Here is a 23,479-nt window from a genome sequence, read left to right on the forward strand (position 1 = left end):
GTGGTTCGTCACATGACCGTCTTGATCCCTGTGACGGTCGGTCGTGGCAAAGGTCCCCATGGAGGGACAACCTCCTCCGGGGGAGGATGGTCTGTCGTGGCTGGGGGTCCCTGTGGACGGACCCCCTCGGGGGAGCGGATGCCCGGAGAACATTCGTGGGCGCCGCATTAGGGTTGTGGCGGATCAAGGGGGATGAATGGAGCCGGTGTCGGTCGGGTTGGTCGGGGCGGGACCGTGGGCGGCGCGGGCGCATGCGCCGATGCTGGTCAACAGCCCGCATCTCCGTTTCGCCGGGGTATGGGCCCGGCGTCCGGAGGCCGCCGCCGGGCTGGGGGCGCCGGTGTTCGAGCGGGTCGAGGAGTTGTTCGACGCGTGCGAGGCCGTCGCGTTCTGCGTGCCGCCGGGCGTACAGGCCGAATTAGGGGTGCGTGCGGCGCGGGCCGGGAAGGCGTTGCTGCTGGAGAAGCCGCTCGCCGACTCGCTGGAGAACGCGCGGCGGCTCGCCGACGCCGTACGGGAGGCCGGTGTGGCCTCCCAGATGGTTCTCACCATGCGTTATACCAAGCAGGTCAGGGCGTTTCTGGCGCGCTGCGCCGACATCGAGGCGTTCGGCGGTCACGCCGCGAACATCTCCGATGTCCTGCTGGGCGGCCACCCGTTCGGCACCCCGTGGCGGCTGGAGCGCGGGGCGCTCCTCGACGTCGGGCCGCACGTGGTCGATCTGCTCGACGCGGCCCTCGGCCGGGTGACCGGCGTGCGCGCGCACGGCGATCCGCTCGGCTGGACCGGACTGCTGCTCGATCATGAGGGCGGTGCGGCCAGCGAGGCGTCGCTGTGCATGGCGGCCGCCGGCGACCTGCCGCCGGCCAGCGTCGCGGTGTACGGCAGGACGGGCAGCGCGACGCTGCTGCCCGATGGCGACGACGATCCGTTCGAGACCATCGCCGAGGAGTTCGCGCGGACCGTACGCCAGGGCGGCGGTCACCCGCTGGACGCGGCCCACGGGCTCAGGTTGCAGCAGATCATCGCCGAGGCGGAGGCCCAATTGGGCACCCCTTGACTTAGCGCCCGTCTGGCGCATTGATAGCGTCTGTCCGACGCGCAGAGTTGCAGCGAAGTCCGGTGCGAGTCCGGCGCTGTCCCGCAACTGTCATAGCCAGGTCGCCTGCCTCCGCGCTGACGTCATCAACCCTCGTGGAAAAGGGTGATCCGTCGCTCTCAAGCGGGTCTCTCGGTTCCGACAGTGTGAAAGGACTTCTCGTGAGGCCCGTACGCACGGCCTTCGCGGGCGCGCTGCTGGGAACGCTCGTTCTGGCCGGATGTGGTCAGAACAGCACTACCACCACCCCGTCACCCGCGAGCCCCACCGGCTCCACCGGTTCGACCAGCTCCGCCGCCTTCCCCGTGACGGTCGAGGCGGGCAACGGCAAGGTCACCATCGCCAAGAGGCCGGAGCGGATCGTCTCGCTCTCCGCCAGCCACACCGAGACGCTCTTCGCCATCGGCGCGGGCCCCCAGGTCATCGCGGTGGACGACCAGTCCAACTACCCGGCCGGCGTCCCCAAGACCGACCTGTCCGGCTTCAAGCCGAACGTCGAGGCCATCGTCGCCCAGAAGCCCGACCTGGTCATCGTCTCCAACGACATCGACAAGATCGTCGCCGAGCTCGGCAAGGTGAACGTGCCGGTCCTGCTGGAGCCTGCCGCCACCAAGCTCGACGAGGCGTACGACGAGATCGCCGACCTCGGTGCCACCACCGGCAACACCGAAAAGGCCGGACAAGTCGTGACCGGCATGAAGACAGCCCTGGACAAGCTCTCGGCGAACGCCCCCAAGGACAAGAAGCTCACCTACTACCACGAGCTCGACCAGACCCCTTACGCGGCGACGTCCAGTACGTTCATCGGGCAGATCTATGCCATGTTCGGCCTCACCAACATCGCCGACAAGGCGCCGGACCCGGCGGGCGGCTACCCCAAGCTGTCGGCGGAGTTCGTCGCCCAGGCCGACCCCGACCTGATCTTCCTGGCGGACGTGAAGTGCTGCCAGCAGAGCAAGGACACGCTGGCCAAGCGCCCCGGCTGGAAGGGACTGTCGGCCGTCAAGGGTGACCAGGTGATCCAGCTCGACGACGACATCGCCTCGCGCTGGGGCCCGCGGGTCGTCGACCTGGCGCAGACCATCAGCGACGCCGTCGGCAAGGCGGCCACCCGCCAGTGAGGTCCAGACCGATGCGGATGGCGGGCGCGCTGGCCGTGCTCGCCGTCTCCATGGTCGCCGGGCTGCTCGGCGGGGCCGCCGACATCTCCCCGTGGCAGGTGGTGCTCCAGGCGCTCGACTGGCTGCCGTACGTACACGTGGACTCGGGGCTGGCCCCCGTGGAGCAGGGGCTGCTGTTCGAGCTGCGGCTGCCCAGGGTGCTGGTGGCGGCCGTGGTCGGCGGCCTGCTGGCCATCGCGGGGGCCGGCTACCAGGGGGTGTTCCGGAACCCGCTGGCCGACCCGTACCTGCTGGGCGCCGCGGCCGGAGCCGGGCTGACCACCACCGTGGTCATCGTGCTCGTGCCGACCCCCGTCGTCGGCATCCCGGTGGCCGCCTTCGCGGGGGCGGTCGGCGGGGTGTTCCTCGCGTACGTGCTCGGCAACACCGCCGGGCGGTCGGGCGGCACGGCCACGCTGGTGCTCTCCGGGGTGGCGGTCACCTCGTTCCTCACCGCGATCCAGACGTTCATCCAGCAGTTCAAGGTCGAGGAGCTGCAGCGCATCTACTCCTGGATCCTGGGCGACGTGGGCGGCGGCTGGGACCAGTTCTGGCTGGTCCTGCCGTACGCCGCCGTCTCGGCGGGGCTGCTGCTCGCGCACGGGCGGATGCTGGACGTGCTCTCGGTGGGGGACGAGGAGGCCACCAGCCTCGGTGTCCGGGCCGGGCGGGTACGCCTGGCGGTCCTGCTCGCCGCCTCCCTGGCCACCGCGGCGGCCGTGGCGGTGAGCGGGCTCATCGGGTTCGTCGGCATCGTCATCCCGCATGTGGTCAGGCGGCTGGCGGGCGGCTCCTACCGGGTCGTGCTGCCGCTGTCGCTGATCGGCGGCGCCGCCTTCCTCGTGCTCGCCGACCTGGTCGCGCGCACCGTCATCGCTCCCGCCGAGCTGCCCATCGGGGTGGTCACCATGTTCGTCGGCGCGCCGTTCTTCGTGGCCGTCCTGCGCATGACCCGGCAGACCGCCACATGACCGCCGACACGGCCCGGCCGGCCCAGATGATCGAGACGAGCGCCCTGTCCGTACGGCTCGGCGAACGTGAGGTGCTCACCGACGTCGACCTCTCGGTACGGCGCGGCGAATGGCTGGCGATCATCGGCCCGAACGGCGCCGGAAAGTCCACCCTGCTCAAGGCCGTCATGGGCGTCGTCGGCCACCGGGGCGACGTCACCGTCGGCGGCCGGGCCGCGAGCACCCTGAGGCCGAGGGACCGGGCCAGGCTGGTCGCCTACGCCCCCCAGACGCCTTCGCTGCCGCCCGACATGACCGTGTACGACTACGCCCTCCTCGGCCGCACCCCGTACATTTCCTACCTCGGCACCGAGAGCCGCCGCGACAAGGAGGTCACCGGGTCCGTGCTCGAACGTCTCGACCTCACCGAGTTCGCCGGACGCCGGCTGGGGGAGCTGTCCGGCGGCGAGCGGCAGCGGGTGGTCCTGGCCAGGGCGCTGGCCCAGGAGGCGCCCGCGCTTCTGCTCGACGAGCCCACGACCGCCCTCGACCTCGGGCACCAGCAGCAGGTGCTGGAGCTGGTCGACCGGCTCAGGATCGCCGACGAGCTGACCGTGGTGACGACGCTGCACGACCTGACCCTCGCCGGCCAGTACGCCGACCGGCTCCTCCTGCTCGCCGGCGGCCGGGCCGTCGCCGCCGGGCAGCCGGGCCAGGTGCTCACGGAGGCGCTGGTCGGCACCCACTTCGACGCCCGGGTGGAGATCGCGCCGGGTCCCGGAGGGCGGCCCGTCGTGCACCTGATCAGAGGAGTCTCGTGAAAGTCGAGCTGACGTATCGGGTCGAGGACGGGGCGCGGCTCGGGTCGCTGCTGTGGGAGTTCGGGCCGGGGTGGCGGATGATCTCGTCGGCGCTGCTGGGCGGGGGGATCGGGGAGCGTACGTGGGTGCTGAACGCGCAGGTCGTGGCGGGCTACTCGCGGATGGACCCGGTCGAGCACCTGCTCGACCTCGGGCCTGACGGCAGCGGGGTGGGGATGATGACCGCGGCCTCGGTGGAGCGCTACGCGCGGGCGGTGGACGGCGGTGCGGAGGTCGTGGCGACGGTCGGGTTACGCGTCCCCACCTGGGCGGCCGCCCCGGAGGGCGCCACCGACCCGGAACTCGCCCCGATGCTCAGCACCCCCGCGCCGCCCGTGGGGACGATCAACCTGATGGCCGTGGTGCCGGTCGCGATGACCGACGCCGCCCTGGTCAACGCCGTGATGACAATGACGGAGGCCAAGTCGCAGGCGCTGATCGAGGCGGGCTTCCCGTGCACCGGCACCGCCTCGGACGCCCTGTGCCTGGCCGTACGCGCTGACGGGCCGCAGGAGCTCTTCGGCGGCCCGCGCTCGACCTGGGGCGCCCGCCTGGCCCGCGCCGCCCACTCCGCCGTCCACCAGGGCGCGGCCTCCTGGCGGCCCCGGAGCTAGCTAGCGGGTGAGGCCGTAGTCCTCCTGGGCGCCGCGTTCCGTGACGCGGCCGGCGTCGAGGTCGGCGAGTACGGCTTCGCGGTCCCGCTCGTACGGGGAGCCCATTCCACCCCCGCCTGTCGTCTCCACCACGAACGCCTCACCCGCGGCGAACCGCACGTTGTTCACCTTCGACGCCAGCCGCTCGACCGTCCCGTCCAGGTGGCGCTTGAAGAAGCCGCCGACCCGTCCCGGCAGCCCGCCGTCGCGGCCCGGCGGCGCCAGGCGCAGCCGGTCGCCGCGCGTGGTGACGTGGCAGTCCGCCAGGAACCGGTACACGGTCCGCGAGCCCAGCCCGCCGCGATGCCGTCCGGGGCCGCCGGAGTCGGGGATGGTCTCGATCGACTCCACGATCAGCGGGCAGCGGCTCTCGACCGGTTCGGTCTGCGGCACCGAGTTGCGGCCGATGCCGAAGTGCACGCCTGTCGCGTCCGGCCCGTCGAGCCCCTGCCGCGCGCCGACGCCGCCGAAGTCGTACGACAGGTGGATCCAGTACGGCGCCCCGACGGCCGCGATCGAGAACGGCTGGAGGATGCCGCTGGGCGCGATGGCCCGCTCCGGGACGGCGTCCGACAGCGCCTGGAAGATGGCCTCCATGGCCGCGTAGATCGGCACGTACCGTCCGCCGCACGGGTAGGGGGAGCGGGCGTTGAGCAGCGAGCCCTCCGGCAGCCGTACCTCGATCGCGCGCAGGCAGCCGTCGTTCATGGGGATCGTCGGATCGAGGAAGCAGCGCACCGCGAACACGGCGGCGGCCAGCGACTGGGACGCGGACGCGTTGATCGCCGCCGGCACCTGCGCCCCGGTCCCGGCGAAGTCGACCACGGCCCGCATCTCCGGTGGTCCGGCATCCACCACGGCCCGCGTCTCCGACGCCCGAGGCTCGATGCCCCCGCCGGCGGAGGAGTGGCGTTCCAGGGTGATGGCCACCCGGACATCATGCGATTTTTCGGGACTTATTCCGTCGTCGTCGATCGGGTACGACGCCTCGAAGCGGCCCTCGGGGAGGTCGGCCAGCGCGGTCCGCGTCCTGGCCTCCGTGTAGTCGAGGTAGTCGTCGATCCCGCTCGCCAGCCCCGCCGCGCCGTACTCCGCCACCAGCGTGCCGACCCGCGCGGCCGCCACGGCGGTACCCGCGACGAGTGCCCGCACATCGCCCATGACCTTGTCCGGCGTACGGCTGTTGGCCCGCAGGATGGCCTCCACGGCCGGTTCCAGACCGGCGGCGGTGGCCAGCCGTACGGGAGGCAGCTGGAGCCCTTCGAGGAAGATGTCGGTGGCCAGCGGCGCCATGCCCCCGGCGGACAGCCCGCCCAGATCCGACACGTGGATCATGGTCGCGGCGAAGTACGCGGGCCGGTCCTCGACGAAGACGGGCCGGTAGACGAGCAGGTCGTTGGTGTGCACGCCGCCCCGGTAGGCGTCGTTGAGCACGTACACGTCACCGGGACGCATCATCTCCAGCGGCACGTCCCGGACGAGCTCCGGCAGGGCGACCTTGAGCGCCATGCTGTTCATGAGCGTGGTGGCCATGGAGTGCGCGATCAGCCGCCCGCGCGCGTCCAGGACGGCGGCGGACGCGTCGGACCCCTCGACGATGAACGTCGAGTACGCCGACCGCACGACGACGATGCTGGCCTCCTCGGCGGCGACCACCAGCGCGTTCCGCAACACCTCGGCGGTCAGCACGTCACTCATGCGGCTCCCCCTTCAGGTGTACGGCCCGCGCCGGGCCCAGCGTGGCGGTCCAGCCGGGCGGCACCACGATCGTGGACTCGGCGTCCTCGATGATCCCCGGGCCGGGCAGGACCACCAGCGTGTCGCGGGTGTGCACCGGCACCTCGGCATACCCGCCCACCTCGGCGAAGTACGCGGACCGCACGCCGACAGGCTCCGAGGAACCTTCGGGGACGTCGGCAGCGATCTCCGGGACCCGGACGGCGGGCAGGGTGACGCGGACCCGGTAGCTGACGATCTCCACCTCGCCCCGCTGCGAGATCCCGTAGACCCGCTCGTACCGGTCGAAGAACCGCGCCTCCAGCTCCATACGCGACGAGCTCCACGGCATGGTCAGATCATGCGACTGCCCAAGGAACCGCACGTCCACCGACCGTGAGACCCGCACCCCCGAATCGGCCGGCGACACCCCGAGATCGGCCGCCGCCGCCGCGGCCAGCGAGTCGAACACCTCCGAGGGATCCCCGGCGTCCAGCCGCGACAGCACCCGGTCCGTCGACAGGTCGCCCACCAGCAGCCCGGCCGCCGACGCGACGCCGCAGTGGGCGGGCACCACCACGGTCCCGATCCCGAACCGCTCCGCCACCCGCGCCGCGTGCATCGGCCCCGCCCCGCCGAAGGCCACCAGCGCGTACCCGCGCGGATCGATGCCCCGCTGCACGGTCACCACGTGCACGGCCGAGGCCATGGAGGCGCTGACGATCTCGTGCACGGCGTGCGCCGCCGCCGCCCTGGACACCCCGAGCGGCCCGGCCAGCCGCTCCAGCGCCTTGTCGGCGAGCGGCGCGGACAGCGGGATCGACGCCGACGTCAGGTAGCCGAGCACCAGGTTCGCGTCCGTGACCGTCGGCTCGGAGCCGCCCAAGCCGTAGCAGGCGGGCCCCGGATCGGAGCCGGCCGAGTGCGGGCCGACGCGCAGCGCTCCGGCGGCGTCGAGCCAGGCGATGCTGCCGCCGCCCGCGCCCACCTCCGCCAGGTCGATGGCCGGGGTCTTGATCGGCACCCCGGTCCCGGCCCGCCGCCCGCCGAAGCTGCCCTTGCCGCCGACGTGGAACTCGTGCGTGATCTCCGGCCGCCCGTCACGCACCACACAGGTCTTGGCCGTCGTCCCGCCCATGTCGAAGGAGATGACGTTCGCGAACCCGCTGCCCGCCGCCGCGAGCACCCCGGCCGCCGGGCCGGACTCGATCATGGCGACCGCCCGCCGGGCGGCCAGCTCGGCGGAGATCACGCCGCCGCTCGACTCCATCACGTGGACGGGCGCCCGCACGCCCAGCGAGGCCAGCTGGTCGCGCAGCCTGGAGAGGTACGAGGCCATGATCGGTCCGATATAGGCGGACATGATGGTCGTCGTGGCCCGCTCGTACTCGCGGATCTCCGGCCACACCTCGGACGAGACGACCACGTTCTCGACCGACTCGCGAAGGATCGCGGCCACCTGCCGCTCATGGCCGGGGTTGGCGTAGGAGTGCAGCAGGCACACCGCCGCCGACGTGATGCCCCGCCGCGCGATCTCCGCCGCCACTTGCCGTACCGAATCAAGATCGAGGGGCGTCAGTACGGCCCCGCGCGCCGACACCCGCTCCACCACCTCGAAGCAGTCGCCCGCGGCCACCGGCGGGGGCGGCGGGGTGAAGCGCAGGTCGTAGCGGTCCTCCTCGACCCGGGCGTACCGGCCCAGAGGGACGACCGAGCGGAAGCCCTGGGTGGTGACGTAGGCCACCCGCACGCCCTTGCGTTCGAGCACGGCGTTGGTGGCCAGGGTGGTGGCGTGCACGACCCGGGTGACCAGTGCGGGGTCCACGCCGGTGAGCACGCGTGTAACACCGTCCGTAATTCCGGCGATGGGGTCGTAGGGGGTGCTCAAACACTTGGCTACCGTTACCTCGCCCACATGACCGCGCAGGACCACGTCGGTGAAGGTACCGCCTACGTCGATGCCGATCGCGTAGCCCATTCCGGTACCGTAGACGTCCAAGCAAGCGCTTGTCTATGAACGCGTCTATTGACTTCCGGCAGGTGATTGAGACCCTTATTTCGATAACTGCGAAATTGGAGCGGAGATGGCACGTCTCACAGCTCTTGCCGGGGGTGTCGCGGCGACACTCGTCCTGCTCGCCCTGCCCGCGGCGGCGCACGAGCACCCCAGCGGTATCACCGACCTCGTCACCCCGGCCGTGGTCCGCGTGGAAGCCTCCTCTCACGTCGAGATCACTCTGCTCGATCACATAGGCGAGCTGATGCATGTGGAACGGTCCTACGATGTCCCCTTAGGTGTGGGAACGGGCATCGTGGTCAACCCCGAGGGCGCCATCGTCACCCTCACCCGCGTGGTCAAGACCGACAAGGACGTGGCGGTCTACGCGGCCAACAAGATCTTCGCCGAGCACCACAAGGTGAACATCCCAGCCGACTTCGAGCGGCACAAGGTCAAGGACGACCTGCTCGAGCACCACTTGAAAGAGTGCTACCCGCCCAAGACCAACGTGTCGACCTGCATCATCAACGTCACCACCAACGTCACGATATTTCCGAACGTCTCCCCGGCTGACCCCAAGGGCATCAAGGCCGACATCGTCAAGACCGGCCCGCTGCCCGACAGTCCCGCCGTCCTGATCCCCACGGGCCGGGCCGTCGGCAGCGTCGGCATGCCCACCGCGCCCCTCGCCGACAAGGTGCCCGACCAGCAGGGCTCGCCCACCAACGTGGCCGGGTTCACCGACCGGCCCGGTGCGAACGTCAAGGAGACGGTGGAGATCGCGCACCTGGGTAAAGGCGGCGGCGGGCAGGACGCCGGCCGGAGCTTCGCCGACCCGGAGAAAAAGGTCGACGAGCCCGTGAAGCTCGGCGCCCTGGTCGATCGCGGCCTGCTCGGCGCGCCGGTCATCGGCGACAAGGACGGCCACGTCATCGGCATGCTGATCGGCGGCGGCAAGGAAGCCAGGATGATCGGCGTCAGGGAGATCCTGGCCGCGCTGGCCAAGGCCGGGGTGGCGCCGCGCCGTGGCGCCATCGACGCCGCCTTCGAGGCGGCGCTGACCCGCTACCACACCAAGTACTACACCGAGGCCGCGCCGGGCTTCCAGCGCGTGCTGGAGCTCTATCCGGGCAACGTGGTGGCGGCCACGCTGTTGCAGACCTCCCTGCAGAAGCGGGGCGGCCCGGAGGACGCGGGCAGCAAGCAGGCCGTGGCACCGGCGCCGAGGACCATGCCGCTGTGGCCGTTCATCGTCGCCGCCGGGGTGCTGTTCGTGGCCGCGGGCGCCGGGGCGTACCTGCTGTGGCGGCGCCGCCGTACTCCTGACGACCAGCCGGACCAGCCACCACCGCTGGTCGCGGCGGCGGCGGCCGCGGCGGGGTCGTCGGCGCCGACCTCACCGCCGGCGCCGCTCGACGAGGGCGCGAACCAGACCGTCGTGGTCCGCCGGTCGCAGCCCTTCCAGGTGATCCCGCAGCAACAGCAGGTGCTCACCGCGCAGGACCAGCCGTCGGTCAAATACTGCACCGCGTGCGGAATGCGGCTGGGGGCCGCCCACCGCTTCTGCGGCTACTGCGGCCACCCCATCGAGACGTGATGCCCGTGAACGACAGATCGCTCGTGGGCCAGGAGGTGGCCGGTTACTACATCGAGGACATCGTGGGCAAGGGCGGCATGGCCGTCGTCTACCTGGCGCTCGATCCGAGGCTGAGCCGGCGGGTGGCGTTGAAGATCCTGAACCCGGTGCTCAGCGTCGACGACCGGTTCAGGCAGCGCTTCATCCTGGAGTCCCGGACGGTCGCCAGCATCGAGCACCCCAACATCATCCCGATCTACGAGGCGAACGCCGACGCCGACGGCGTGCTCTATATCGCCATGCGCTACGTCGACGGCCTCGACCTGCGCCGCCTCATCTACGACCGGGGAGCGCTGCCGATCGCGCAGGCGAACCAGATCATCGCCCAGGTGGCCGCCGCGCTCGACGCCGCGCACGCGCACGACCTGATCCACCGTGACGTGAAACCGGCCAACATCCTGCTGGCCGGGGATCACGTCTACCTGACCGACTTCGGCATCACCAAGCACCGCACGTCCATCTCCGGGCTGACCCAGACCGACCAGTTCATCGGGACGCCCCGCTACATGGCGCCCGAGCAGATCAACAAGGAGCACATCGACGGGCGGTGCGACCAGTACGCGCTGGCCTGCGTCGCCTACGAGGCGCTGTCGGGGCGGCTGCCGTTCCCGCGTGACAACGACATCGCGCTGCTCTGGGCGCACCTGGCCGAGCAGCCCACGCCGCTGTCGCAGGTCAGGCCGGAGCTGCCGCCCGAGGTCGACGGCGTGATGATGCGGGCGCTGGCCAAGTCGCCCGAGCAGCGCTACCCGTCGTGCACCGCGTTCGTGACCGCGCTGCGCGACGCGATCAGCGGCCAGCCCGCCGGGGCGCCGCCCACGCAGGCGTCGGCCGTACGCCGGCGCCAGAAGGCGGCCTCCGCCACCTCCGGCCCGAGCAAGCTGCCGCTCGTGGTGGCCACGGTGATCGCGGCCATCGCGGCGCTGTCCCTGGTCGTGCTGCTCGTCATGACCCAGAAGGGCGACTCCTGGGCCCGCTACCAGAGCACCACCGCCGCGCCGCTCACCTTCGAGTACCCGGCCGACTGGACCGTCAGGACGCACGGCGACCTGTTCGTGGTGGCCTCGCCGCACGCCGCGGAGTTCGAGTCGATGTTCGTCTCCGGCGCGGCCGCGGACTGGACCACGGTGAACGAGGTCATCACCGGTGACGCCGACAACGCCGTGGGCGTGTACGTGCAAGTCTCCGACGCGCTCAGCGCGAGCGCGACCGCCGCCCAGATGAAGGCCATGCTCGAAGGGCTGCTGCCCGGCGAGATCGTGGTGGACCAGCCCGTACCCGACCGGGCGGGCGACAGCGACGCCACCCGGTACGACGGCTCCCTGCGCGACCGCAACAGCGGCAACCGGCTCGGCTTCGTCAGCTACGTCATCGACCGGCGGCCCAAGCCGCTGCTGGTGCTGTACTTCTGCGCCAAGAACCGGTGCGACGACGCCACCGAGGGCCGCGTCAGGCAGAGCGTCCACCTCTCCTGACATCTCACCATGCGGACGTGTTTGTCGGTTTTGGGCGTCCTTATATGTATATTTTCCGCTAGAAGATGCCTATCGCGGGAGATATTTCATGCAGGCGTTCCCCAGGGTGCTGTTCGACGAGGCCCACAGCGAGTCGTGGACCATCCGGCGTGACGTCGCCGAGGCCATCAACCCGGCCCACCCCGACGACAACAGCTATGCCCGCGCGGCCGAGCTGCTGCGGCGTCTGGGGCACACGGTGACGGCCCGGCTGACCGGATCGCTGGACGCGGGAACGCTCCAGGAACAGGACGTGCTGGTCATCGCGCATCCGTCGGGGGAGCGGTGGGAGCGCACCACGGGCCAGGGCAGCCCGGTGTTCTCCGCCGCCGAGCTCGACGCCGTGGAGGCGTTCGTCGCCGGTGGCGGCGGGCTGGTGGTGCTGGCGGAGGAGGAGCAGGACAAGTACGGCAACAACCTGGCGGAGTTGCTGGGCCGGTTCGGGGTGGGCGTGACGCACGCCACGGTGCGGGATCCCGGGCACGCTCACCGGGGGGTGGCCACCTGGGTGCTCGGCGAGCGGGCCACGAGTGACGGGCTGCTGGCCGGGGTCAAGGCCGCCTGCTTCTACCGCTCCGGCGCGCTGACCCTTGCGGACTCGCCGGTGGACGCGACGGCGGCAGGTGCGCGTCCGCCGGTGGACGCGACCGTGCTGTTCGCCAGTTCGGGGAGCGCGGATCCGGCGGGGGCGCCGCTGGCCGTGGTGGTGCGGCACGGGCGCGGCCGGGTCGTGGTGTTCGCCGACTCGGACCTGTTCGGCGACGACTCGATCGAGGACTACGACCACCGCACCCTGTGGGGGAACGTGGTCACCTGGGCGGCCCGCGTGCCGGACGACGGCGCCGCCGGCTCCCGCGACGAGCGGAAGGCGGCCCTGTTCGCCGCCCTCAAGGCGACGGTCGAGGAGCTCCGCCCGCTCCAGGTCAAGGACGGCTCGGTGCCCGCCGACAAGCCGCACGCGAAGGCGCTGGTGGCCACGATCGACAGCCAGCTTGCCGAAATATCGCCATATTTCCCGCAGGACGCCGCCTACCTGGCCGCCGTCCGCGCCGACCTGGCCAAGTGGAGCGCCCAAGACCTGGGCGTACCGGACTTCCTCGACTCCCTGGAGCTGTTCCACCCCGACACCCAGCGGGTGGACGGCCTGGAGCACCTCGTCGTGTTCCCCATGTACACCCAGAACGGCAACCCGAACCGCACCCTGGAGGCCGTCTGGCTCCGTACGATCTGGCCGGACTGGCTGGCCGAGCTGGAGTCGTCCGGCTACGACAACCCGATGTTCGTGCCGATCGCCTTCGAGGACTTCACCTCCGGCTACGACACCCACTCGGCCGTGCTCTTCCCGGAGACCGTCGCCGTACGTCAGGCGCCCGAGCGGTTCACCTGGGGCGGCATCTTCGCCGACCGTGAGGCCGCCAGGTTCCGGCGGGTCGCCACGGCCGCCACGGCGACGCTCAAGCTCGACCTGCCGCCGGACGCGGCCAGGCTGCTGGAGTCGCAGCGGCTGGCCCAGGACACCTTCGTCATGTGGGACCTGATCCACGACCGTACCCACAGCCACGGTGACCTGCCGTTCGACCCGTTCATGATCAAGCAGCGCATGCCGTACTGGCTCTACTCGCTCGAAGAGCTGCGCTGCGACCTGACGGCGTTCGGCGAGGCCGTCCGGCTGGAGGAGAAGGGCGTGCCGCACGCCCGGTACGTCCAGCACGCCATCCTGTTCGACCGGCTGTTCCGCTTCCCGATCACCGGTGACCGGGTGCGCAACTACGACGGGCTCGGCGGGCAGCTGCTCTTCGCGTACCTGCACCGCAACGACGTGGTGCGGTGGACCGACAACCGGCTCACGGTCGACTGGGAGCGCGTGGCGGGCGGTGTTGCCGATCTGCGAGGTGAGGTCGAGAAGCTGTACCGCGACAGCATCGACCGGTCCAAGCTGGCGCACTGGCTGGCCGCGTACGAGCTGGTGAGCGGGTACGTCGAGCCGAGCCCCGGATCGACGTGGGCCAAGGGGATCCAGGCGCTGCCGGAGGAGCAGAAGGCCAAGGTGGACGCGGTGCTGCCGGACGAGTTCCCGCTGAGCATGTTCTACGAGGCGCTGCGCCGTAAGCTGGCCGAAGTGGTCGAATCGACTAGGGGGATCCGGGCATGATCATTCTGGTTACGGGTGCCGGCGGTCCCACCGGCCAGGCCGTTTCCGGATTTTTCCGCAAAAATGGGCACACTGTGCTCGGGGTTGGCAGGGACGACGTCGACCTTCTCGACCGCGCGGCCGTACAAGCGCTCGCGGACCGGATCTCCGCCGAGCACGGCCACGTCGACGGGGTGGTGCACCTGGTCGGCGGCTGGCGCGGCGCCAAGTCGTTCGCCGAGACCAGCCTCGACGACTGGGACGCCCTGCACGACCTGCTGATCCGCACGCTCCAGCACGTCTCACTGGCCTTCGAGCCGCTGCTGCGCAAGAGCCGGAACGGCCGTTTCGTGATCGTCTCCGCCCAGGCGGCCCAGCACCCCACGGCGGGCGGCGCCCCCTACGCCGCCGCCAAGGCGGCCGCGGAGGCGTGGACCCTGGCCCTGGCCGACTCCCTGAAGGACACCGGCAGCGCGGCGGTCATCCTGGTCGTCAAGGCCCTGGTGAACGACGCCATGCGCGCCGCCAAGCCGGACGCCCGTTTCACCGGCTTCACCGACGTCAATACGCTGGCAGAGGCGATCGGCGACCTCTACGACCGGCCCGCCGAGCGGCTCAACGGCACCAGATTGGACCTCACTCAGTGATTCCCCGGCACGACCCGCAGCTCAAGAGCTTCGCCAGCGACAACTACGCGGGGGTACACCCGGAGATCCTGCGCGCCATCGCCGAGGCCAACGGCGGCCACCAGATCGCCTACGGTGACGACGTCTACACCGAGGCCCTGCTGAGCGTCTTCCAGCGGCACTTCGGCGTGCGGGCCCAGGTCTGGCCGGTGTTCAACGGCACCGCCGCGAACGTCGTCTCGCTCCGTGCCATGACCGCCCAGTGGGAGGCGGTCATCTGCGCCGAGACCGCCCACATCCACACCGACGAGGGCGGCGCGCCGGAGGTCGTGGGCGGCATCAAGCTGCTGACCGTACCCACGCCGGACGGCAAGCTCACCCCCGAGCTGATCGACCGCCAGGCCTGGGGCTTCGGCGACGTCCACCGCGCCCAGCCCCGCGTCGTGTCCATCTCCAACACCACCGAACTCGGCACCCTCTACACCCCCGAGGAGATCGCGGCCGTCTGCGCCCACGCGCACGAGCGCGGCCTCCTCGTCCACCTCGACGGCTCCCGCCTCACGAACGCCGCCGCCGCCCTCGACGTCCCGCTGCGGGCGCTGACCACCGACGCGGGCGTCGACGTCCTCTCCTTCGGCGGCACCAAGATCGGCCTGCTGTACGGCGAGGCGGTCGTGGTGCTCAACCCCGAGGCGGCCAGCGGCATCGACTACATCCGCAAGACGTTCATGCAGCTGTCGTCGAAGATGCGGTTCGTGTCCGCGCAGTTCGAGGCGCTGCTCTCCGGCGACCTGTGGCTGCGCAACGCCCGCCAGGCCAACGCCATGGGACGGCGGCTGGCAGCGGCGGTCCGCGACATACCCGGCGTCGAGGTGCCGCGCCCGGTGGAGGCGAACGCGGTGTTCGCGGTGCTGCCGCGTGAGGTGACGGAGCGGCTGCAGAAGCGGTTCCGGTTCTACACGTGGAACGAGGCGACGGGGGAGGTGCGGTGGATGTGCGCCTTCGACACCACGGAAGCGGACGTGGACGCGTTCGCGGCCGCGATCCGGGAGGAGATGGGCTGACTCCTTCTTTGCGCTCGCACGGCTCTTAGGGTTCTGAGGGCTTTGGGGCTCTCGGGGCTCTCAGAGGTTGAGCACGAGGCGACTCTCAGCCGGTGATCGCGAGGCGGGCGGCCTGCCAGCCGCCCATGCCGTGCACGGCCGCCCCGGGTGGCGTGGCCGCCGAGCAGAGGAACACCCCCGGCAGCGGCGTCCGCCAGGGCGCCGCCGACCACACCGGCCGCCTGACGAACTGCCCCAGGCTCGCCAGCCCGCCCCCGATGTCGCCGCCCACCAGATTGGGGTTGGCCGCCTCCAGCTCGGCGGGCCCCATCGCGTGCCTGGCCAGCACCCGGTCGCGGAACCCCGGCGCGAACCGTTCGATCTGCCCCTCGATGGCGTCCGTCATGTCGACCCGGGACCCGTTCGGCACATGACAGTAGGCCCACAACGTGTGGCCGCCACGGCTGTCGTCGGCCGCGTACGGCTGCACGAGCAGCACGTACGGCCGCGGCGAGTGCCGTCCGTGAGCCATCTCGGCCTCGCTGAGCGCGATCTCCTCCAGTGTGCCCCCGAGGTGCACCGTCCCGGCCGCCGCCACCGCCGGATCCCGCCACGGCACGGGCCCGTCGAGCGCCCAGTCCAGCTTGAACACCCCCGGCCCGTACCGATAGCGCTCCAGCCCCCTGCGATACCCGGCCGGCAGCTCGGCCATCGTCAGGAACTGCCGGGGGGTCACGTCGAGCACCACCGTCTCGGCGTCCAGCTCCCGCAGATGACGTACCCGATGCCCGCTGACCGCCTCCCCGCCCAGCGCCCTGAGCCTGGCGACCAGGGCGTCGGCCAGGACCTGCGACCCGCCCTTCACCACCGGCCACCCCACCAGGTGCGCCAGGGCCGCCAGGAGCAGGCCGTACCCGCTGGTCATGGGCGAGCGCAGGTCGAGCATCGAGTGGGCGGCCATGCCCGCGAGCACCGCCCGCCCCTCGACGGTCCGGAACGCCCGCCGGCCGAGCGTTGTGGCCGGCAACGCCGCCGCCACCCCGAACCCGGCCGCCTGCGCGAACACCCGCGGCTGCGGCTCCCAGGGCCCGAGCGGCTTGAGCAGCAGATCGACCAGCGGCAACCCGGCCCGCGCCGCCGCCCCCACCGTCCGCTCCCACACCGCCGCATCCCGCCCCAAACCGGCCGCGGTACGGCGGGCATCACGGTGCACGAGCACGGCGGGGCGATCGTCGAGCGGATGAGCGGCCACGACAGCGGGATGCACGAACTCGACCAAACCGAACTCGACCGGACGGGACTCGACCGGACAGGACTCGACCCCATGGAGACCGGGCTCTTTGGGGCCGGATCCATTGACGCCGAGCTCCCTGAAAGCAGGAGAGGCCAACGCCATGGCCATCACGGTCGCACCCAGATCATGCACCCGCCCAGGCAGCGTCACCTCCGCCGACCGCAGCCCCCCGCCGAACTGATCGCCCGCCTCCAGCAGCAGCACCTCACGCCCGGCCTGAGCCAGCAGAATGGCGGCGACCAGCCCGTTGGGCCCGGACCCCACCACAACGGCGTCGGCACTCACCTCAACCCCGCCTCAATCCGTGACGCCGCGCGCTCACTTCAGGCCCGCCTCATCCGGCTCATCCCCCGTGACGCCGCGCGCTCACTTGAGGGCCGCCTCATCCGGCTCATTCCCCGAGATGCCGCGCGCTCACTTGAGCGCCCGCCCATTCCCCGAGACCTCGCGCGCTTACTTCAGGATCGTCGGGTACGGCTGCGCGCCGCGCTGCTTGAGCATCTCGGTCATGAGCTTGATCTCGCCGGTCTGCCCGGTGACGATCTTCTGCGCCATGCCGACCACCTCGTCCCGCGTGGACAGCCTCAGCAGACCCTCGGCCATCTGCACGCCGCCCTCGTGGTGGCGGATCATCAGCTGCAGGTAGAGCACCTCGGCCGCCGTGCCCTGCAGCTCCTTGAGCTTGGTCAGCTGGTCCGGCGAGGCCATGCCCGGCATCGCCCCGCCCACGGGAACGGCCGCGGGGGAGGCCGCCGTGCCCGACCCGCCGTGGCCGTGCCCGGCCATCCAGGCCATCGGCCGGCGATCGGTGGCCTGGTCGAGCTCCCACTGCTGCAACCACCCCTGGAACATGCCCCGCTGGTTGGACTGGGTGGTGATGATGTCGTAGGCCAGGTTTCTGATGTCCTTGGACTGCGTCTTGTCCCTGATCGTGAACGACATGTCGACGGCCTGCGCGTGATGCGTGGCCATGTCGCGAGCGAACCCGGCCTCCGCCGAGGCGTCGCCGGGAGTGCCGCTCCGACCCCATACGAGGAAGATCACCGCTGCGGCGAGGACGAGCACGGCGCAGGCGATGAGCAGTGAGTTCTTGGCGGGCTTTTCCATGGCTCGTCCAGCGTACCCATCTCATCGCCGAGGCGTGCCCGGACACTTAGGACGCTCTTATTCTCCGCATACTGACCTAGGGCATAGGGTGACCCGGAGTTGGCATTCCGATGGAGGAACGATGACGAAGGAGAAGGCGCAGGCGCGGCGCGAGCATCTGCAGAAGATGCGAGCGCAGCAGAAGAGCAAGGAGCGCCGCGCCGCGCTGTTGATGTGGGGGGCAGGCGGACTCGTCATCGTGCTGCTCGTCGGAGTGGTCGGTTTCTACTTGGTCAAGCAGGCCAAAGAGACGTCATTGGGGGACGTGGCCAACTACAAGTACGAGGCGGGCCAGCACGTCTGGAACGCGGTCACGTACAAGGAGACCCCGCCGGTCGGCGGCCAGCACAACAACTACTGGCAGCAGTGCGCGGTCTACGACAAGCCGATCCACAACGAGCACGCCGTCCACTCGCTGGAGCACGGCGCCCTGTGGATCACGTACCGTCCCGACCTGCCTAAGGCGCAGGTCGACGCGCTGAAGAAGACGGCCACCTCGACGGGTCAGCAGGACTACATGCTGGTCAGCCCCTACCCGAACCTGCCCGCTCCGGTCGTGGCATCGTCGTGGGGCCACCAGCTGAAGCTCGACAAGGCCGACGACCCGAAGCTCGCGGCGTTCATCAAGAAGTACCAGAACGGCCCGGACACCCCTGAAGCCGGCGCCATCTGCGGCGGCCCCGACGCCATCACCACGACGGCGGACCAGGCCCCCCTCCCCCCGGAGCCCAAGGGCCAGGCCAGCCAGCCCCCCACGGAAATGATCAGCCCGAGCCCGACCAACAAGTAACCCCCAAGCTCGGGCCTCCCTAGCGCTCGGGCGGCGCCTCCCAGGGGCCTCCGCCCCCTTCGACCCCCGAAAAGGCATGGTCTTCGCTTTTCGCTCAGGCTGCTTTCTCGGGGGCTCCGCCTTTCAGCGGGGCCTGCCGGCTCCCGCCGCCCCCGGCCGCGATCCCCTCGCAGACGGGCGGCAGACGTCTCACCGTTGGCGTTGCCCGGCCATGTGATGTCGCATCACTGCGGTGGGCTCGGCCTCACGCCCCTTGTCCTGCCGGACCTTCTCACGCGGATCATCGCCAAGGGCGAGGAGATGCCGGCCCACGGTGGAGGTCGTTCGTCACTCGCGCGGGCATGGAGCAGCGGCTGGCGCACGTGCTCTGAGTGGTCCGCTCACAGCCCGATGTTCATCTCACGCGAATCTGCTGGAAGCCTTCGCCCGGCTGCGCGAGACGAGCCGAGGGAGTGCTGTGCTTGTTCGGAGGGACTGCGCCGCGATCTGCCCCGCTCAAGACGCGCCCGATCGGTACGCCTAGGAGATCTTGCGGCGGTAGGTGTTCATGGCGAAGGCGTAGGCCACGATGAGGATGCCGACGCACCAGGCCAGGGCGATCCAGATGTCCGTGCCGACCGGCTGCTCGGTGAACAGGGCGCGGATGGCGTTGACGATGGAGGTCACCGGCTGGTTTTCGGCGAAGACGCGCAGCGGGCCGGGCATGGTGTCGGTGGGCACGAAGGCCGAGCTGAGGAAGGGCAGGAAGATGAGCGGGTAGGAGAACGCGCTCGCGCCTTCCATCGTCTTGGCCGACAGGCCAGGGATGACGGCGATCCAGGTCAACGCCAGGGTGAACAGGATCAGGAGGCCCGCCACCGACAGCCACGCCGCCACTCCCGCCCCCGAGCGGAAGCCCATGAGCAGGGCCACGAGCGTCACGACCACGAGCGAGATCAGGTTGGCGACCAGCGAGGTCAGCACGTGCGCCCACAGCACCGACGACCGGGCGGTCGGCATGGACTGGAAGCGTTCGAAGATGCCGCCCCGCATGTCCATGAACAGCCGGTACGCGGTGTAGGCGATGCCTGAGGCGACCGTGATGAGGAGGATGCCGGGCAGCATGTAGTTCACATACGGCTCCGATCCTGTTCTGATCGCGCCGCCGAACACGTAGACGAACATCAACATCATGGCGATCGGCATGATCGCGGTGGTGATGATGGTGTCCGGGCTGCGCGTGATGTGGCGCAGGGAGCGTCCCAGCAGGACGGTGGTGTCGGTGAAGAAGTGCTTGCTCATCGTTTGTCCTTATGCCTTCGTGCCGACGAGGGTGAGAAAGACGTCCTCGAGGGTCGGCTGCTTCTCGACGTATTCGACCTTGGCGGGCGGGAGCAGTTGCTTGAGCTCGGCCAGGGTGCCGTTGACGATGATCCGGCCTTCGTGGAGGATCGCGATCCGGTCGGCGAGTTGCTCGGCCTCGTCCAGATACTGCGTCGTGAGCAGAACCGTCGTACCCTGAGCGGCGAGTTCCTTGACGGCCTGCCACACCTCGAGGCGGGCCTGGGGGTCCAGCCCGGTGGTCGGTTCGTCGAGGAAGATGACCGGCGGATCGCCGATGAGGCTCATCGCGATGTCGAGGCGGCGGCGCATGCCACCGGAATACGTCGACACCTTCCGCGCGCCCGCGTCCGTCAGCGAGAAGCGCGCCAGCAGGTCATCGGCGATCGTGCCCGGATCCTTGAGGTGCCGCAGCCGGGCGACCAGCACCAGGTTCTCCCGCCCGCTGAGGATCTCGTCGACGGCGGCGAACTGTCCGGTGAGGCTGATCGACTCCCGCACCTCCGCGGCCTGCGTGGCGACGTCTAAGCCGTTGACACTGGCCGTGCCCGCGTCGGCCTTGAGCAGCGTGGACAGGATCTTCACCACCGTGGTCTTGCCCGCGCCGTTGGAGCCGAGCAGCGCGAAGATGCTGCCCCGCGCCACCTCGAAGTCCACCCCGCGCAGCACCCGCAGTTCCTTGTACGACTTCTCCAGGCCCTGCACGTGGATCACAGGCCCGCGGACCTTATTGGCTGTCATTCGGATATCCGTTCTCTGTTCGGGCACGGCTGGTCGCCGTGGCGCGATCGATGGTGTTCTCGACCAGGTCGGCGGGATCTTCCGGCATCGCCCGCAGGCTGTCCGCCTTTCCGGCGGCCTGAAGGACTGCGGCTATCGCTGGGGCGCGTTGATCGCCGTGTGGGAGGTGGCGAGGTCGCCGGCGGCCTCGCCGATTCGGGTTATCCACCGGAGTTCGTGGATGGCGCCGCAAGCGCCGCAAGCGCCGCAAGCGCCGCAAGCGCCGCAAGCGCCGCAAGCGCCGCAAGCGCCGATCGCGCGGACGCGGAGCTCGCCGCCGCCGGTGGAGATGTCGATCGGGCCGCGCTGGTGACAGGGCTGGAGCTCAGATTCAAGATGACCGAGGCACCGACCGAGACGGTCGAGGACGTCATCCGTCCCGCGGTGGCCGGCGGGCTCGATTCAGATCGTCGAGGTGCTGGAGTTCGGGTCGACGGGTGTTACTTCTCGGCCGTGCCGGATCCCCCTCTGATGGACTCCTGATAGACGTCCGCGTAGGTGCGCGAGTCCTTGATCAGGTCGTCGCAGAAGGCGGCGACGTCGTCGCCGATGAGCTCCAGGACTCCCTTGCCGGCCGCGACGCCCTCTTCGAAGAAATCGACGATCCCTGAGAGCAGGGACCCGTCAAGCAAGTCGATCGGCCCAACCTTGAAGAGGTACCTCTGAATCTCCTTGTAGACGATCTGGTAGTCCGGCGGAAGCGCCTTGACCCGCGCCATGTGCGCCCGCCACTGCTTCTTGCCCTCGATGATGTCTTGGATGCCCACGTCAGCCTCCTAGCCGGCCCAATTTCCTGGCGACGTTCCTGTTCAACTGCTCGCGCCACCGGCCGTGAAAGGTCCGAGCCCCTTCTCCGCCGGCCAGCGCGGCGCAGAAGCCCCCGATGTCGTCACCCAGCACCTCGTGAACGCTCCGCCCATCGGCCGCTGTCTCTTCGAGCAGCCCCAGGACATTGTCGAGAATCGGCATCAGGTTTCGCCCGGTGAAGTCCCCGTAGGGAAAAAGATGACCCTTGATCTCTTCCCACGCCGCCCGGTGGTCGGCCGGCAATGCCTGGGCCCGAACTTCGAACGCCTTCCATTCCCTGGTGAGATCGCTGCCCGTCATGGTCTCCCAGAAGCTCATCTCCCGCCCTCCTTGAGCTTGTCGATCCGTGATGTGATGTACTCCCATTTCATCCAGAACGTCGCGAGTTCTTGACGCCCCTTGCCGTTGAGCGCATAGAACTTGCGCGGCGGGCCCACCCCGGACGGTCGTTTCGTCACCTGGACCAGCCCGTTCTTCTCCAGCCGCAGCAGGATGGTGTAAACCGTCCCCTCGACGACGTCGGCGAAGCCGAGTTCGTTCAGCCGGCGCGTGATGGCGTACCCGTAGGTCTCCTCGCTGTCGATGATTTCCAGCACGCAGCCCTCAAGCGTGCCCTTCAGCATCTCCGTCAGGTCGTCCATCGTGGGTCCTCTTCGAGCGCTCTTGGTACTTTGTAGTACCGAGTACCACTACAAAGTAGCACAGAGTAGAGAACGCGCCAAGAGTGCTGTGACCGGAAACGATCAACAGCGTTTCCGGCGGCGGATGCGAGGGTCTGCTGCTGCTGGGCCCTTTCGACAGCGGCGATCCAGGTCTCGTTGAAGGCCTGGTCGTCCAGGTCGGCGAGCACCCGCGTCCGCCGCCCGTTCGGGTCGCCCGTGAAGCGCAGCTGCTCCGCTTCGAGGACGGTCCGCAGGCGCTGTTCCTGGACAATGGGCAGCGGGTCTGTCCCTGGCGAACGTCAGATTCGTTCGACTTCGAGCACGAGCTTGCCGGTCGTACGGCCGGACTCGATGCGGCGGTGCGCCTGCGCGGCCTGCTCCAGCCGTAGCGACTCGACCTGCACCCGAAGCTCCCCGCTCGCGGCCGCCGCGACAGCCCGATTCAGCGCCCGGCCTGCCTCCGCGGGGAAAGCCGCGGAGAACGCGGCCAGGTTGAACCCGGAGACCGTCTTGTTGGTGAACCACAGCTCGTCGGCCGAGATCCCGACGTCCTCGGCGCCGGAGGCGTTGCCCATCACCACCATCCGGCCCATCGGCGCGAGCAGGTCCAGGCTGGCCCGTCGTGCCGTACCGCCGACCATGTCCACCACGACGTCGAACCGACCGGCCTCGGCCACCTGCTCGCGCAGGACGACCTCGTCGTAGCCGAACGCCTTGGCCGTCTCGATCTTGGCGGAGCTGCCCACGGTGCCCACCACGCGGCCCGCGCCCAGCGACCGGGCGGCCTGGCCGAGCTGACTGCCCACGCCGCCGGCGGCGGCGTGCACGAGCACGCTTTCCCCCGGTTCGATGCGCGCTACCCGGTCGAGTACGAGGAACGCGGTGGTGCTGTTGGAGGGCAGCGCCGCCGCGATGCCCAGCCCCAGGTCGTAGCCGTCCAACGGGGCCACCAGGTCGGCGGAGGTGGTCACCACCTCCGCGTAGCCGCCGCTGTCGACGATCGTCAGCGCGGCGACCGACTGGCCCACGCGCAGCCCCTCGACGCCGGGGCCGAGCGCCCGCACGCGGCCGGACACCTCGATGCCGGGCACGAAGGGCAGCGGTACGTCCACCACGCCCTGCCGGTAGAGGATCTCGGCGAAGTTGGCGCCCGCGTACGCCACGTCGATGGAGACCTGCCCCGGCCCGGGCTCGGGGAGCTCGACCTCGTCGAGGCGGAGGACGTCAGCGCTGCCGAATTCGGGAATCGTGATTGCCTTCATGCCGTCCATCGTGCTGGAACGGCTTTCGGCA

General features: G+C 70.2%; 21 protein-coding genes. 11 read left to right on the plus strand and 10 right to left on the minus strand.

All coding sequences use genetic code 11. The annotated features are described in order from the left end of the window. Positions 1-196: 196 nt before the first annotated feature. The 5 genes from LDL49_RS40310 to LDL49_RS40330 all read left to right on the plus strand — a co-directional run bounded on the left by LDL49_RS40310 (position 197) and on the right by LDL49_RS40330 (position 4,683). Positions 197-1,060, plus strand: coding sequence for a Gfo/Idh/MocA family protein (locus LDL49_RS40310; RefSeq protein WP_225299668.1), 864 nt, complete (start codon positions 197-199; stop codon positions 1,058-1,060). 200 nt (positions 1,061-1,260) lie between these two features. Further along, the gene (locus LDL49_RS40315) at positions 1,261-2,220 is read left to right on the plus strand and encodes an ABC transporter substrate-binding protein (protein WP_225299670.1); all 960 of its coding nucleotides are present in this window, start codon (positions 1,261-1,263) and stop codon (positions 2,218-2,220) included. A gap of 11 nt (positions 2,221-2,231) precedes the next feature. Next, the gene (locus LDL49_RS40320; RefSeq protein ID WP_225299866.1) at positions 2,232-3,230 is read left to right on the plus strand and encodes a FecCD family ABC transporter permease; all 999 of its coding nucleotides are present in this window, start codon (positions 2,232-2,234) and stop codon (positions 3,228-3,230) included. Continuing rightward, positions 3,227-4,030 (plus strand): ABC transporter ATP-binding protein, encoded by an 804-nt coding sequence (locus tag LDL49_RS40325; RefSeq protein WP_225299672.1) that lies wholly within the window; start codon positions 3,227-3,229, stop codon positions 4,028-4,030. The genes LDL49_RS40320 and LDL49_RS40325 overlap by 4 nt, the downstream gene beginning before the upstream one ends. Then, positions 4,027-4,683 (plus strand): adenosylcobinamide amidohydrolase, encoded by a 657-nt coding sequence (locus LDL49_RS40330; protein WP_225299674.1) that lies wholly within the window; start codon positions 4,027-4,029, stop codon positions 4,681-4,683. Before LDL49_RS40325 ends, LDL49_RS40330 begins: the two co-directional genes overlap by 4 nt. Here the strand turns inward: LDL49_RS40330 and LDL49_RS40335 are convergent, their stop codons facing one another. Then, the gene (locus tag LDL49_RS40335; RefSeq protein WP_225299676.1) at positions 4,684-6,420 is read right to left on the minus strand and encodes a hydantoinase B/oxoprolinase family protein; all 1,737 of its coding nucleotides are present in this window, start codon (positions 6,418-6,420) and stop codon (positions 4,684-4,686) included. It lies immediately after the preceding gene. Beyond that, on the minus strand, positions 6,413-8,416 hold the full coding sequence (locus LDL49_RS40340) for a hydantoinase/oxoprolinase family protein (protein ID WP_225299679.1): 2,004 nt from the start codon (positions 8,414-8,416) through the stop codon (positions 6,413-6,415). Before LDL49_RS40340 ends, LDL49_RS40335 begins: the two co-directional genes overlap by 8 nt. 106 nt (positions 8,417-8,522) lie before the next feature. Between LDL49_RS40340 and LDL49_RS40345 the strand changes: the two genes are divergently transcribed. The 5 genes from LDL49_RS40345 (at position 8,523) to LDL49_RS40365 (ending at position 15,408) form a co-directional block, all read left to right on the plus strand. Beyond that, the gene (locus LDL49_RS40345; protein ID WP_225299681.1) at positions 8,523-10,034 is read left to right on the plus strand and encodes a hypothetical protein; all 1,512 of its coding nucleotides are present in this window, start codon (positions 8,523-8,525) and stop codon (positions 10,032-10,034) included. Then, on the plus strand, positions 10,034-11,548 hold the full coding sequence (locus LDL49_RS40350) for a serine/threonine protein kinase (RefSeq protein ID WP_225299683.1): 1,515 nt from the start codon (positions 10,034-10,036) through the stop codon (positions 11,546-11,548). The genes LDL49_RS40345 and LDL49_RS40350 overlap by 1 nt, the downstream gene beginning before the upstream one ends. Before the next feature lie 88 nt (positions 11,549-11,636). After that, entirely contained in the window at positions 11,637-13,739 is a 2,103-nt protein-coding gene (locus LDL49_RS40355) for a DUF6421 family protein (RefSeq protein WP_225299684.1), read from the plus strand. After that, complete coding sequence (locus LDL49_RS40360) at positions 13,736-14,365, plus strand: SDR family NAD(P)-dependent oxidoreductase (protein WP_225299687.1); 630 nt, start codon at positions 13,736-13,738, stop codon at positions 14,363-14,365. The genes LDL49_RS40355 and LDL49_RS40360 overlap by 4 nt, the downstream gene beginning before the upstream one ends. Further along, positions 14,362-15,408 carry a threonine aldolase family protein gene (locus tag LDL49_RS40365; RefSeq protein WP_225299688.1) on the plus strand — a complete coding sequence of 349 codons (1,047 nt, stop codon included), beginning with the start codon at positions 14,362-14,364 and terminating at the stop codon, positions 15,406-15,408. The genes LDL49_RS40360 and LDL49_RS40365 overlap by 4 nt, the downstream gene beginning before the upstream one ends. Before the next feature lie 85 nt (positions 15,409-15,493). Here LDL49_RS40365 and LDL49_RS40370 read toward each other — a convergent pair whose 3' ends face one another. Both LDL49_RS40370 and LDL49_RS40375 read right to left on the minus strand, forming a co-directional pair. Beyond that, positions 15,494-16,966 (minus strand): phytoene desaturase family protein, encoded by a 1,473-nt coding sequence (locus tag LDL49_RS40370; protein ID WP_225299690.1) that lies wholly within the window; start codon positions 16,964-16,966, stop codon positions 15,494-15,496. 168 nt (positions 16,967-17,134) lie between these two features. Further along, on the minus strand, positions 17,135-17,788 hold the full coding sequence (locus LDL49_RS40375) for a DUF305 domain-containing protein (protein WP_225299692.1): 654 nt from the start codon (positions 17,786-17,788) through the stop codon (positions 17,135-17,137). 121 nt (positions 17,789-17,909) lie between these two features. Here LDL49_RS40375 and LDL49_RS40380 point away from each other — a divergent pair, with 121 nt between their 5' ends. Further along, entirely contained in the window at positions 17,910-18,617 is a 708-nt protein-coding gene (locus tag LDL49_RS40380; RefSeq protein ID WP_225299694.1) for a thioredoxin-like domain-containing protein, read from the plus strand. Positions 18,618-19,136: 519 nt separating this feature from the next. On the opposite strand, the gene LDL49_RS40385 is transcribed toward LDL49_RS40380, so the two are convergent. The 6 genes from LDL49_RS40385 to LDL49_RS40410 form a co-directional block, all read right to left on the minus strand. Next, positions 19,137-19,898, minus strand: coding sequence for an ABC transporter permease (locus LDL49_RS40385; protein ID WP_225299696.1), 762 nt, complete (start codon positions 19,896-19,898; stop codon positions 19,137-19,139). 9 nt (positions 19,899-19,907) lie between these two features. Beyond that, positions 19,908-20,678: an ABC transporter ATP-binding protein gene (locus LDL49_RS40390; protein WP_225299698.1), complete on the minus strand. Its 771-nt coding sequence runs from the start codon at positions 20,676-20,678 to the stop codon at positions 19,908-19,910. A gap of 479 nt (positions 20,679-21,157) precedes the next feature. Next, positions 21,158-21,484, minus strand: a complete 327-nt coding sequence (locus tag LDL49_RS40395; RefSeq protein ID WP_225299700.1) for a DUF1048 domain-containing protein — start codon at positions 21,482-21,484, stop codon at positions 21,158-21,160. Position 21,485: 1 nt separating this feature from the next. Further along, positions 21,486-21,842 (minus strand): DUF1048 domain-containing protein, encoded by a 357-nt coding sequence (locus LDL49_RS40400; RefSeq protein ID WP_225299702.1) that lies wholly within the window; start codon positions 21,840-21,842, stop codon positions 21,486-21,488. Next, positions 21,839-22,165, minus strand: coding sequence for a PadR family transcriptional regulator (locus tag LDL49_RS40405; protein ID WP_225299704.1), 327 nt, complete (start codon positions 22,163-22,165; stop codon positions 21,839-21,841). The genes LDL49_RS40400 and LDL49_RS40405 overlap by 4 nt, the downstream gene beginning before the upstream one ends. Positions 22,166-22,485: 320 nt before the next feature. Further along, positions 22,486-23,448, minus strand: coding sequence for a quinone oxidoreductase family protein (locus LDL49_RS40410; RefSeq protein ID WP_225299705.1), 963 nt, complete (start codon positions 23,446-23,448; stop codon positions 22,486-22,488). Positions 23,449-23,479 lie beyond the last annotated feature (31 nt).

This window comes from Nonomuraea aurantiaca, assembly GCF_020215705.1.
GTDB lineage: Bacteria > Actinomycetota > Actinomycetes > Streptosporangiales > Streptosporangiaceae > Nonomuraea > Nonomuraea aurantiaca.